14 protein-coding genes and 1 riboswitch are annotated in these 11832 nt (G+C 73.0%); of the genes, 7 read left to right on the top strand and 7 right to left on the bottom strand.

All coding sequences use genetic code 11. The features are described 5' to 3' along the window. From ACZ3HQ_RS27485 to bioB, 4 genes are all read right to left on the bottom strand, one after another. On the bottom strand, positions 1-813 hold the full coding sequence (locus ACZ3HQ_RS27485) for an ABC transporter ATP-binding protein (protein ID WP_467514945.1): 813 nt from the start codon (positions 811-813) through the stop codon (positions 1-3). A gap of 133 nt (positions 814-946) precedes the next feature. After that, positions 947-1666: a dethiobiotin synthase gene (bioD, locus tag ACZ3HQ_RS27490; protein ID WP_467514947.1), complete on the bottom strand. Its 720-nt coding sequence runs from the start codon at positions 1664-1666 to the stop codon at positions 947-949. 1 nt (position 1667) lies between these two features. Further along, the gene (locus ACZ3HQ_RS27495) at positions 1668-2945 is read right to left on the bottom strand and encodes an adenosylmethionine--8-amino-7-oxononanoate transaminase (protein ID WP_467514949.1); all 1278 of its coding nucleotides are present in this window, start codon (positions 2943-2945) and stop codon (positions 1668-1670) included. Beyond that, the gene (bioB, locus tag ACZ3HQ_RS27500; protein ID WP_467514950.1) at positions 2938-4152 is read right to left on the bottom strand and encodes a biotin synthase BioB; all 1215 of its coding nucleotides are present in this window, start codon (positions 4150-4152) and stop codon (positions 2938-2940) included. Before bioB ends, ACZ3HQ_RS27495 begins: the two co-directional genes overlap by 8 nt. A gap of 180 nt (positions 4153-4332) precedes the next feature. Between bioB and ACZ3HQ_RS27505 the strand changes: the two genes are divergently transcribed. Together ACZ3HQ_RS27505 and ACZ3HQ_RS27510 are read left to right on the top strand one after the other, a co-directional pair. Then, positions 4333-5463 carry an 8-amino-7-oxononanoate synthase gene (locus ACZ3HQ_RS27505; RefSeq protein ID WP_467514952.1) on the top strand — a complete coding sequence of 377 codons (1131 nt, stop codon included), beginning with the start codon at positions 4333-4335 and terminating at the stop codon, positions 5461-5463. Between the two features lie 221 nt (positions 5464-5684). Beyond that, complete coding sequence (locus ACZ3HQ_RS27510) at positions 5685-6155, top strand: ATP-binding protein (protein WP_467514954.1); 471 nt, start codon at positions 5685-5687, stop codon at positions 6153-6155. A gap of 111 nt (positions 6156-6266) precedes the next feature. Here the strand turns inward: ACZ3HQ_RS27510 and ACZ3HQ_RS27515 are convergent, their stop codons facing one another. The 3 genes from ACZ3HQ_RS27515 to ACZ3HQ_RS27525 form a co-directional block, all read right to left on the bottom strand. Next, positions 6267-6740 carry a C40 family peptidase gene (locus tag ACZ3HQ_RS27515; protein ID WP_350750566.1) on the bottom strand — a complete coding sequence of 158 codons (474 nt, stop codon included), beginning with the start codon at positions 6738-6740 and terminating at the stop codon, positions 6267-6269. 3 nt (positions 6741-6743) lie between these two features. Next, a riboswitch (cyclic di-AMP (ydaO/yuaA leader) is annotated at positions 6744-6926 on the bottom strand. A gap of 372 nt (positions 6927-7298) precedes the next feature. Beyond that, a complete protein-coding gene (locus tag ACZ3HQ_RS27520) occupies positions 7299-7607 on the bottom strand; it encodes a hypothetical protein (RefSeq protein ID WP_467514956.1) in 309 nt (102 codons plus the stop codon). A 7-nt stretch (positions 7608-7614) separates the two neighbouring features. Continuing rightward, complete coding sequence (locus tag ACZ3HQ_RS27525; RefSeq protein WP_467514957.1) at positions 7615-8241, bottom strand: ATP-dependent Clp protease proteolytic subunit; 627 nt, start codon at positions 8239-8241, stop codon at positions 7615-7617. Positions 8242-8327: 86 nt separating this feature from the next. On the opposite strand from ACZ3HQ_RS27525, the gene ACZ3HQ_RS27530 reads away from it, so the two are divergent. From ACZ3HQ_RS27530 to ACZ3HQ_RS27550, 5 genes are all read left to right on the top strand, one after another. Continuing rightward, the gene (locus ACZ3HQ_RS27530) at positions 8328-8618 is read left to right on the top strand and encodes a type II toxin-antitoxin system Phd/YefM family antitoxin (protein WP_467514959.1); all 291 of its coding nucleotides are present in this window, start codon (positions 8328-8330) and stop codon (positions 8616-8618) included. A gap of 162 nt (positions 8619-8780) precedes the next feature. Beyond that, complete coding sequence (locus tag ACZ3HQ_RS27535) at positions 8781-9083, top strand: urease subunit gamma (protein WP_467515118.1); 303 nt, start codon at positions 8781-8783, stop codon at positions 9081-9083. Positions 9084-9094: 11 nt separating this feature from the next. After that, a complete protein-coding gene (locus ACZ3HQ_RS27540; RefSeq protein WP_467514960.1) occupies positions 9095-9406 on the top strand; it encodes an urease subunit beta in 312 nt (103 codons plus the stop codon). Continuing rightward, on the top strand, positions 9399-11120 hold the full coding sequence (locus tag ACZ3HQ_RS27545; RefSeq protein WP_467514962.1) for an urease subunit alpha: 1722 nt from the start codon (positions 9399-9401) through the stop codon (positions 11118-11120). The genes ACZ3HQ_RS27540 and ACZ3HQ_RS27545 overlap by 8 nt, the downstream gene beginning before the upstream one ends. 8 nt (positions 11121-11128) lie before the next feature. After that, the gene (locus tag ACZ3HQ_RS27550) at positions 11129-11803 is read left to right on the top strand and encodes an urease accessory protein UreF (RefSeq protein ID WP_467514964.1); all 675 of its coding nucleotides are present in this window, start codon (positions 11129-11131) and stop codon (positions 11801-11803) included. Positions 11804-11832: the final 29 nt, after the last annotated feature.

Below are 11832 nucleotides of genomic sequence, written 5' to 3' on the forward strand. Positions count from 1 at the left end.
TCAGTCCTCCCGCGCCACGGCGTCGTCGCCGAGCCGGCCCCGCACCACGTCGAACGCCTTCATCCGCTCCAGCACGGTGTCCGCCGTGGGCCGCTCCATCCGGTCCACGATCCGGCCGTCCCCGAGGAAGAGCACCAGGTCGGAGTGGGCGGCGGCACCGGGGTCGTGCGTCACCATGACCACGCTCTGCCCCAGGTCGTCCACCGCGCTGCGCAGGAAGCCCAGCACCTCCAGACCCGAGCGGGAGTCCAGGTTGCCGGTGGGCTCGTCCGCGAAGATCAGCTCCGGCTGCGAGGCCAGCGCCCGCGCACACGCGACCCGCTGCTGCTGGCCGCCGGACAACTGGGCCGGGCGGTGCCCGAGCCGGTCCCGCAGCCCCAGCCGGTCGATCACCTGGTCCACCCAGCCGGGCTCGGGCCTGCGGCCCGCGATGTCCATCGGCAAGGTGATGTTCTCCGCCGCCGTCAGGGTGGGGATCAGATTGAACGACTGGAAGACGAACCCGATCCGGTCCCGGCGCAGCCGGGTCAGCTCGGCGTCCTTCAACCCTGTGATCTCGGTGTCCCCGAGCCACACCTGCCCGGCCGAGACCGTGTCCAGCCCGGCCAGGCAGTGCATCAGCGTCGACTTCCCCGACCCCGAGGGCCCCATCACGGCGGTGAACCTCCCCCGCGCGATGTCCACGTCCACCGAGTCCAGCGCGACCACGGCCGTCTCCCCGGTCCCGTACGCCTTGGTCAGCCCCCGGGCCCGCGCCACCGTCCCCCGGCCCGGCACCGCGCCCGGCGCGTCCTGAGCAGCAGATGTGAACAAGATGCACTCCCCAACGCCTCGACAGCCCGACTCCACGACCACGCCCGAGCCTAGTGTGACCCGAACCACACCTGAAACGGTGTTCGGCAATCGGTGGAGCGGCGGATGCGGCAGGGGAGGAATCCGTACGCTCCTAGGCCACCCCCTCCCGCTCCCGGAACCCGTCCGCGTCCCACGTCCCCCACAGGCGGGGGGACAGCCAGGCCGGGGCCTGGGTGCGGAAGTCCGCAGGGGGCAGGGTGCCGGTGCCCTGGGGGAGGGCGCCCAGGAGGGGGGCTCCCGCGACCTCCGGGAGGTCGGTGACGTTGCAGCGGGTGGCGAGGTCGGGGGAGGGGGGCCAGGAGCCGATGACCACGCCGGTCAACTCCAGCTCGCGGCGCTTCAGTTCGCGGGCCGTCAGCTCCGTCGCGTTCAGGGTGCCCAGGCCGGCCGGGGCGACCAGGAGGACCGGGGCGTTCAGCAGGGCCGCCGCGTCGGCGAGGGTGTTGCCCGCGGGGTCGAAGCGGACCAGGAGGCCGCCCGCGCCCTCGATCAGGACCAGGTCGTGGTCGGTGGCGAGCTTGGCGGCGGCTTCCGCCACGTCCTGGGGGTGGACGGGAGGGAGCCCGGAGCGGCGGGCGGCCGTGGCGGGGGCCAACGGGTCGGGGTAGCGGGCCAGTTCGCGGGCCGTGACCGGACCCGCGAGGCGGACCACCTCGTCGGCGTCGCCGCGCTCGTCCGGACCCACGCCCGTCTGCGCGGGCTTCAGGACGGCCACCGAGCGGCCGGCCGCGACAGCGGAGGCCGCCACGGCGGCCGTCACCATCGTCTTGCCGATCTCCGTGCCCGTGCCCGTGATCACCAGTACCGGCATGTCATCCCTCCCGCGCCGCGGCGCACACCGCGCGCGCGATCCGTGCCACGTCCGCGTCGTCCGTGACGTACGGCGGCATCGTGTAGACCAGATCGCGGAAGGGGCGCAGCCACACGCCCTCCCGCACGGCGGCCCGCGTCGCGGCCGCCATGTCCACCTCGTGACCGAGCTGGACCACCCCGATGGCGCCCAGCACGCGCACGTCCCGGACGCCGGGCAGCTCCGCGGCCCCGGCGAGACCCTCCCGCAGGCCGGACTCGATCCGCTTGACCTCGCCCCGCCAGTCCTGCCCGAGCAGCAGTTCCAGCGAGGCACACGCCACGTTGGCGGCCAGCGGGTTGCCCATGAAGGTCGGTCCGTGCGCGAGCACCGGCAACTCGCCGCGCGAGATGCCGTCGGCCACCCGCGCGCTGCACAAGGTCGCCGCCAGCGTGAGGTAACCGCCGGTCAGCGCCTTGCCCACGCACATCACATCGGGCGAGACCGCGGCATGCTCCGCCGCGAACAGCGCGCCCGTACGCCCGAAGCCGGTGGCGATCTCGTCGAACACCAGCAGTACGCCGTGCGCGTCGCACGCCTCGCGCAGCACCCGCAGATACGCGGGGGAGTGGAACCGCATCCCGCCCGCGCCCTGTACCACCGGCTCCACGATCACGGCGGCCAGTTCGTCCGCGTGCCGCTCGATCAGGGACCGCAAGTGCTCCGCGTACGCCTCCTCGTAGCCGGCGGGCGGCGCGTCCGCGAAGACCTGGCGGGGCAGCGCGCCGGACCACAGCCCGTGCATACCGCCCTCCGGATCGCACACCGACATGGGGTGCCAGGTGTCGCCGTGGTACCCGCCGCGCCAGGTCAGCAGGCGCCGCTTGCCGGGGCGGCCGAGCGAACGCCAGTACTGGAGGCACATCTTGACGGCCACCTCGACGGACACCGACCCGGAGTCCGCCAGGAAGACGTGCTCGAGCCCCTCGGGCGACATGTCGACAAGAAGCTTCGCCAGCCGTACGGCGGGCTCGTGGGTGAGCCCGCCGAACATCACATGGCTCATCCGCCCCAACTGCTCGCGCGCGGCCTCGTCCAGCACCGGATGCCGGTAGCCGTGGATCGCCGACCACCAGGACGACATCCCGTCGACCAGCTCCGCGCCGTCCGCCAGCCGCAGCCGGACCCCGCTCGCCGACTCCACGACGAGCGGTTCGCTCCGGCCCGGCATCGGACCGTACGGATGCCACACATGCCGCCGGTCCAGCTCCAGCAGCTCGGCCGTACCCGGGTCACGCATTGGGCGCGAGGTCCGTCCCGGCACCCCGGCGGCGCACGGCGACCAGGTCGGTGCGCGGCTCGGCGGACGCGGGCGCCTCGGCCGCGACCGGGGCCGTACCGCAGACCCCGCCCCCGGCGTGCGGCCCGCACCCGGAAGCCTCCGCGTCCGGCCCGCACCCGCCCGCCGCCGCGTGCGACCCGCAGCCGCCCCCGCCGCCAGCCGCCCGGTGTTCCGGCAGCGTCACCTGGTCCGCGCCCTCCACCTCGAACCCGGCGTCCGCGATCATGTCCAGGTCGGCCTTGCCCGCCTGGCCCTCGCTGGTCAGGTAGTCACCGAGGAAGATCGAGTTGGCCAGATGCAGCGCGAGCGGCTGGAGCGAACGCAGGTGCACCTCACGGCCGCCCGCGATCCGCACTTCCACGTCCGGGCAGACGAAGCGGACCATCGCCAGGACGCGCAGACAGCGCTGCGGGGTGAGGTTCCACTCCTTGGCCAGCGGGGTGCCCTCGAACGGGATCAGGAAGTTCACCGGAACGGAGTCCGGGTCCAGCTCGCGCAGCGCGAACACCACGTCCACCAGGTCCTCGTCGCGCTCACCCATGCCCGCGATCAGACCCGAGCAGGCGGAGAGACCGGCCGCGTGCGCCTTGTGCACCGTGTCCACCCGGTCGGCGTAGGTGTGGGTGGTGGTGATGTCGCCGTAGGTCGACTCGGAGGTGTTGAGGTTGTGGTTGTAGGCGTCGGCGCCCGCCGCCCGCAGCCGCTCCGCCTGGCCGTCGGAGAGCAGGCCCAGGCAGGCACACACCTCGACACCGTCGTTCTGTTCCTTGATGGCCTTGATGGTGTCCGAGACCCGGTCCACGTCCCGGTCGGTGGGACCGCGCCCGGACGCCACCAGGCAGACCCGCTTGGCGCCCCCGGCGAGCCCGGCGGCCGCCGCCTCGGACGCCTGGTCGGGCTTGAGCCAGGTGTACTTGAGGATGCCCGCCGTGGAGCCCAGGCGTTGCGAACAGTAGGAGCAGTCCTCCGGGCACAGGCCCGACTTGAGGTTGACCAGATAGTTGAGTTTCACCCTGCGGCCGAACCAGTGCCGCCGCACCTTGCCGGCCGCGGCCACCACATCGAGCAGGTCGTCGTCGGAGGTGGCGAGCACGGCGAGCGCTTCCTCGCGCGTCGGCGTCTCGCGCCGCAGTCCCTTGTCCACCAGCGTGTTCAGCAGGTCCATGAGGGTTGATCCTGTCCTACCCGACCGCTCCGGGCCAAGGAGACTTCGCACAACGACCCGGGTTCACCGTGTGGGTATTGCCACATCATGGGCGGCTCTCCCCGCCGCTAGTGTCTGTCTGTTGTCTACAAAATCTGGTGTCTGCACAAGCGCCCACCAGAGCAAGCCCCCGGAGGAGCCATGGCGTTCGGCTGGATCGACGAGCAGGCCGAGGCGCGCCGCCGCGCCGGACTCCTGCGGACCCTGCGCCCCCGCCCCGCCGACTCGCCCCTGCTGGACCTGGCGAGCAACGACTACCTGGGCCTGGCCCGCCACCCGGAGGTCACCGAGGGCGCGGCCGGGGCGGCCCGCACCTGGGGCGGCGGCGCCACCGGCTCCCGGCTGGTCACCGGCACCACCGAGCTGCACGCCCGCCTGGAGACCGAACTCGCCGAGTTCTGCGGCTTCGAGGCGGGCCTCGTGCTGTCCTCCGGCTACGCGGCCAACCTCGCCGCCGTCACCGCGCTCGGCCCGCACGGCTCGCTGATCGTCTCCGACGCGGGCAACCACGCCTCCCTCATCGACGGCTGCCGCCTGGCGCGCGGCACCACCCAGGTCGTCGCGCACGCCGAGCCGGAGGCCGTGGCCAAGGTCCTGGCGACCCATCAGGGAGAGGCAGTCGCCGTCTCCGACACGGTGTTCTCCGTCGACGGCGACGCGGCGCCCCTCGGCCCGCTGGCCCGCGCCTGCCGGGAACACGGAGCCGGACTGGTCGTGGACGACGCCCACGGCCTCGGCGTCCTCGGGGAGGGCGGCCGGGGCGCGGTTCACGCCGCGGGGCTCGCCGGCGCGGCCGACGTGGTGGCCACGGCGACGCTGTCCAAGTCGCTGGGCAGCCAGGGCGGGGTGGTGCTGGGCCCGGCGCGGGTGATCGGCCATCTGGTCAACACCGCGCGGACGTTCATCTTCGACACCGGCCTCGCCCCCGCCGCGGCGGGCGCCGCGCTCGCCGCGCTGCGCCTGCTCCGGCGCGAACCGGAGCGCCCGGCCCGCGTCCGCGCGGTCGCCGCCGAACTGCACGCCCGGCTGACCGCCGAGGGCCTCGCGGCGGTACGGCCCGACGCGGCCGTGGTCTCCGTACGGGCGCCGTCCCCCGAGGCCGCCGTGCGCTGGGCCGCGGACTGCCGGGCCGAGGGGTTGTCGGTGGGCTGCTTCCGCCCGCCGTCCGTCCCGGACGGCGTCTCCCGGCTGCGGCTGACCGCGCGCGCGGACCTGTCGGAGGCGGACATCGAACGGGCCGTACGGGTCATCACCGCCGTTCGGCCCTGCTGAGGCCCGGAAAAACCCCGTCAAATACGGTCTCGCGTCGCAGAGTTCACCCCGTTGAGCGACAGATGTCCGCGTATCTGGGGGGTTGGTTCACCGGACCGCTTCCGTGATGGCAGGCTGGCGTGCAGGCACCAGAGCGGGATCATGCCCGACCTCCGCCCCGCGTCGCCGCGCGGCCCGTGGGAGGACGGCGGGCGCACCCGTGGGAAAGGGACGACTTCGCCATGGCAGACCATCTGGAAGCATCCGTCACTCTGCCGAGCGATCCCGCCTCGGTCCGCACGGCCAGGTCCTACGTGGTGGGCACGCTGGCGAGCTGGGGGCTCCCCGCGGACGACGAGGTCACCGACACCGTGCGCCTCATCGTCTCCGAACTGGCCACCAACGCCGTCCAGCACACCCTGGGCCAGTCGCCCACCTTCACCGTGGACGTCGTACTGGCCCGTGACGAGCTGCTGCTCATCGGGGTGACGGACAGCCACCCGAGGATGCCGAAGAGACTTCCGGCCGCCGTCGCCCAGGACAACGGGCGCGGTATGGCCATCATCCGGTGCCTCACCGTCGAGTGCGGCGGCAAGCTGCGCGTCCGCCCGACCCGCGAGGGCGGCAAGACGGTCTTCGTCGAGCTGCCCTGGTGCGTGCCGAGCCAGCCGCGGCCCGCCACGGCCTGCCCGGAGCCCTCTCCGGCCCGCTGAGAGCCCATTGAGGGCCGACTGAGGGCCCCGGTGGGCCCCGGTGGGCGCCGGGAGCGGCCTCGGGGCGCGCGTACGCCCGTTGAGGCCGTCCCCGGCCGTGTCCCGCCGGACCTAGTTGACCCGGCCGTACCAGACGCTCTTGGTCCAGATCTTCTGGAGCCGCACCACGTCCCCGGTCTTCGGCGCGTGCCAGATCTTGCCCTTACCGGCGTAGATGCCGACGTGGTAGACGCTGGAACCCGAGTGGAAGAACACCAGGTCACCGGCCTTGCGGCGGCCCGAGGAGATGTGGTGCGTCTTGTTGTACTGCTGGGCTGCCGTGCGCGGCAGCTTCTTGCCGGCCTTCTTGAACGAGTACAGCGTCAGGCCCGAGCAGTCGAAGCGGCCCGGCCCGGTGGCTCCGTAGCGGTAGGGGGCGCCCTTCTTGGACGCCGCGACCTTCAGTGCCTTCGACGCGGTGGTCGCGGCGGAGGCGTCGGTGGCCAGACCCGGCACCATGATCGAGCCGCCCACGGCGGCCAGGGTGAGGGCCGAGGCGGTGCCGGCCCGAGCCATCAGCGACGGGACACGATTGAGCGCAGTCATGCGCAACCCTTCGTCAGCCGCCTGTGAAGGATGACCTGTCGGATTCGGGCTGGCGAAGTTGCCCGGCCGTGTCACCACGGCTTCACCCCAAGGGCTGCTCGGCACGATCGTCCGCGACTCGCGGACATCCGTCCCGGCGACCCGGCTTGCTCGGGTCCTCCACTCCTGCCGATGCACTTCTGTCGACCGGTCATCCGGGTGGCGGCAGGACTCGGCGTCCGCCCGGATGCGCCCCGCCGTTGTGGCGGGGTCTTGTCGTCAGTCAGGGATCTTGGCCCACTCCTGTCCGAAAATCCCAATGGAACCGGGGGTTTGTGGTGTTACTCACCACTCACCCGTTCGGGTGGACAGGGGTGTGTCCGAGCCGCCGTCAACTCCCCTCCACGGCCCCGGACCTGGGCTTCGGTCGCCGCGCTGCGGCCCGCAGGGGGCTTCGCGCGCAAGTCGGCGGGCCCGGAAACGGGCCCGGAGATACACCGGTCGGCGGTAGCACGTTCGGCCTGTTTCGGCTCGGCGGACGACACGCCGGGCCCCGTCCGGCCGTAGGCGGTGTCCGGGTCAGCCGACACCGTCGGGCGGGAGCGCGACGCGCGCGGTGCGGCGCTCCCCGTCCAGCACCCGCAGGGCGTGTGCCAGCGTGCGCCCGTGCAGCTCCCGTTCGCCCCGTCCGTGCATCAGTGCGAGCGCGTCGCGGAGCGCGGCCGCCGTGCGGACCAGCGCCTGCGCGGCCCTGAGGGCCCGGTACGTGTCCCCGTGCCGGGCCGGGTTGGCCCGGCCCAGCAGGTCGGCCGCCTCCAGGTAACGGTCGATCAGCTCGCCCTCGGCCCGGGTCAGCGCGGGCAGCGGCGGCAGCTCCTCCGGCAGCACGGCCCGCTCACCGGGCGCCGGGCAGGTTCTCGCGGGCGCCCACGATCCCGTCGACCAGGCCGTGTTCCAGGGCGCCGGTGGCGTCCAGCACCCGCTCGCGCTCCAGGTCGGCGTGGACGGTGGCGGCGTCCCGGCCGGTGTGCCGGACGAGCAGCTCCTCCATCAGCTCCCGCGCCCGCACCAGCTCCGCCGCCTTGATCTCCAGGTCGCTGGGCTGCCCCCGCACCGGCTCGGCCAGCTCCGGCTGGCGCAGCACCACCCGCGAGCCGGGCAGCGCGAACCGCTTGCCCGGCGCCCCGGCCGCCAGCAGCACGGCGGCCACCGAGACGACCTGGCCGAGGCAGTAGGTCTCCACGTCGCAGCCGACGTAGCGCATCGTGTCGTACACCGCCGTCATGGCGTGGAAGTCGCCGCCGGGGCAGTTCAGGTACAGCGTGATGTCCCGGTCCGGGGCGGCGTGTTCGAGCTGCATGAGCTGGGCGATCACATCGGTGGCCGCCGCGTCGTCCAGCGGCGTGCCCAGCAGCACGATCCGGTGTTCGAACAGCTTGGAGTACGGGTCGAGCGTGCGGCGGACGCCTCCGTCGCGCTCGGTGAACTCGGGCAGGACATGTCGGGCGTTGGATCGGGTCATGGCACACCCCTCCTGATCGACGGGGCCACTGGCGACCCCGCTTCTGTAAAAAATGTACAGGATGTACGTGACGTTAGAATGGGTGCATGGCCTACGAGATTCCGGTGACGCAAGCCAGGGCTGAGCTCGCCGACCTGATCAACCGGGTGGTCTACGGCAGTGAGCGGGTCGTGGTGACCCGGCACGGCAAACCGCTCGTCGCACTGGTCTCCGCCGCCGACCTGGCGCGGCTCGAAGCGCTCGACGCGCAGGCCGCGGAGCAGGACGAGCAGGTGATCAGCTCCGTCTCCGGCGTCCGCGAGGTCCCCGCCTCCGTGCCGCAGGAGCGGCAGCGCTTCGGTATCGCCGCCGAGCACCGCCGGCCCGGCACCACCTGACGGCCGAGCCGCGCCGAACGCGCGCCGGTTAACGTCGCCGAAACGCCGGCGAACTAGCCTTCGCTCCCACGCCACCAGGGGTTTTCGCCATGAGCCGGCCCCGAGCCGTGGCCGCGGCAACCGGGCCCCGCACGGTCCGGAGCGAGGACTGTGAGGTGGGACGTGCAACTGACCCCGCACGAGCAAGAGCGACTGCTGATCCATGTGGCGGCGGACGTGGCCGAGCGGCGCCGGGCCCGCGGCGTGCAGCTCAACCACCCCGAGGCGATCGCGCTCATCACGTCGCACATCCTGGAGGGCGCCCGCGACGGCCGGACCGTCGCCGAGCTGATGTCCTCCGGCCGCAAGGTGCTGACCAGGGACGACGTGATGGACGGCATCCCCGAGATGATCCACGAAGTCCAGGTGGAGGCCACCTTCCCGGACGGCACCAAGCTGGTCACCGTCCACGACCCGATCGTCTGAGGGGGCCCGCGATGATTCCCGGAGAGGTGCTGTTCGCGGACGCCCCGGTCGTCTGCAACGAGGGCCGCGAGTCCACCCGGCTCACCGTCCTCAACGCCGCCGACCGGCCCGTCCAGGTCGGCTCCCACTACCACTTCGCCGAGGCCAACCCCGGCCTGGACTTCGACCGGTCCGCCGCGCGCGGCCGGCGGCTGAACATCGCCGCCGGTACGGCCGTCCGCTTCGAGCCCGGCATCCCCGTCGAGGTCGAACTCGTCCCCCTCGGCGGCGCCCGGATCGTGCCCGGACTGCGCGGCGAGACGGGAGGTGCCCTCGATGCCTGAGATCTCCCGCGCCGCCTACGCCGACCTGTTCGGCCCCACCACCGGCGACCGCATCCGGCTCGCCGACACCGACCTCCTCGTCGAGATCGAGGAGGACCGCTCCGGCGGCCCCGGCGCCTCCGGCGACGAGGCGGTGTTCGGCGGCGGCAAGGTCATCCGCGAGTCCATGGGCCAGTCCCGCGCCACCCGCGCCGAGGGCACCCCGGACACCGTGATCACCGGCGCCGTCGTCGTGGACCACTGGGGCGTGATCAAGGCCGACGTCGGCATCCGCGACGGCCGGATCACCGCCCTCGGCAAGGCCGGCAACCCCGACACCATGGACGGCGTCCACCCCGACCTCGTCATCGGCCCCGAGACCGAGATCATCGCGGGCAACGGGCGCATCCTCACGGCGGGCGCGATCGACGCCCATGTGCACTTCATCTGCCCGCAGATCGCGGACGAGGCGCTGTCCTCCGGGGTCACCACCCTGGTCGGCGGCGGCACCGGACCGGCCGAGGGCTCCAAGGCCACCACCGTCACACCGGGCCCCTGGCATCTCGCCCGGATGCTGGAGGCGATGGAGGCGTACCCGGTCAACGTCGGCTTCCTCGGCAAGGGCAACACCGTCTCGCAGGAGGCGATGCTGTCCCAGATCAGGGGCGGCGCCGTCGGTCTCAAGCTGCACGAGGACTGGGGCTCCACCCCGGCCGTCATCGACGCCGCCCTCACCGTGGCCGACCGGACCGGCATCCAGGTCGCCATCCACACCGACACGCTCAACGAGGCCGGGTTCGTGGGCGACACCCTCGCCGCCATCGCCGGGCGGGGCATCCACTCGTACCACACCGAGGGTGCCGGGGGCGGGCACGCGCCGGACATCATGACGGTGGTCTCGCAGCCCAACGTGCTGCCCAGCTCGACCAATCCGACCAGGCCGTTCACCGTCAACACCGCCGAGGAACACCTCGACATGCTGATGGTCTGCCACCACCTCAATCCGGCCGTGCCCGAGGATCTCGCCTTCGCCGAGTCCCGCATCCGGCCGTCCACCATCGGCGCGGAGGACATCCTCCACGACCTCGGCGCGATCTCGATCATCTCCTCCGACTCCCAGGCCATGGGCCGCGTCGGTGAGGTCATCCTGCGCACCTGGCAGACCGCCCATGTGATGAAGGGCCGCCGGGGCGCGCTGCCCGGCGACGGCCGCGCCGACAACCACCGGGTACGGCGCTATGTCGCCAAGTACACGATCAACCCGGCGCTCGCGCAGGGCCTCGCCGCCGAGATCGGGTCCGTGGAGACCGGCAAGCTGGCCGACCTGGTGCTGTGGGAGCCGGCGTTCTTCGGGGTGAAGCCGCTGCTCGTGCTCAAGGGCGGCCAGATCGCCTACGCGCAGATGGGCGACGCCAACGCCTCCATCCCCACCCCGCAACCGATCCTGCCCCGCCCGATGTTCGGCGCGATCGGCCGGGCCCCGGCCGCCAACTCGGTCAACTTCGTCTCGCGGTTGGCGATCGAGGACGGGCTGCCCGAACGGCTGGGCCTGGGCAAGGAGTTCGTCCCGATCCAGTCCACCCGCGCGGTCACCAAGGCCGACCTGCGCGAGAACGACGCCATGCCGGACGTACGGATCGATCCCGACAGCTTCGCCGTGCACATCGACGGCGAGCTGGTCGAGGCGGTACCGGCGGCCGAACTCCCCATGGCCCAGCGCTACTTCCTCTTCTGAGGTCACGGATGTCCAGAGCAGCGCTGCTCGTCCTGGCCGACGGCCGCTTCCCCGCCGGAGGGCACGCCCACTCCGGCGGGGCGGAGGCCGCCGTCAAGGCGGGCCGCATCACCGACGCGGCGACCCTGGAGCACTTCTGCCGGGGACGCCTGCACACCACCGGCCTGGTCGCCGCCTCCCTCGCGGCGGCGGCCGTACTCGGCGTTCGGGCAGGGGAGTTGGACGCCGCCGCCGACGCCCGCACCCCGTCACCGGCCCTGCGCACCGCCGCCCGGCGGCTGGGCCGCCAGTTGGTACGGGCGGCACGCGCCACCTGGCCGTCCCCCGAACTGGACGCACTGACGCGTGAGTTCCCGAAGGGAGCCCACCAGCCCGTCGTCCTCGGCCTCACCGCCCGCGCGGCCGGTCTGGAGCCGCTGGACGCCGCCCACTGCGCGCTGTACGAGAGCGTGAGCGGCCCCGCGACCGCCACCGTACGGCTGCTCAGCCTCGATCCGTTCGACGCCACCGGCGTCCTCGCCCGGCTGGCACCCGAACTGGACCGGGTGGCGGACCGTGCCGTGGAGGCCGCCCGGCGCGCACTGACCGAGGGAGTGGACGCCCTGCCCGCCGCGTCCGCGCCCCTGCTGGAGATCGGCGCACAGGCGCACGCCGCCTGGCCGGTCCGCCTCTTCGCCTCCTAGAGGCCCCGCGACAACGTCACTTGGAGCCG

Source organism: Streptomyces sp. NPDC018263, from assembly GCF_055562575.1.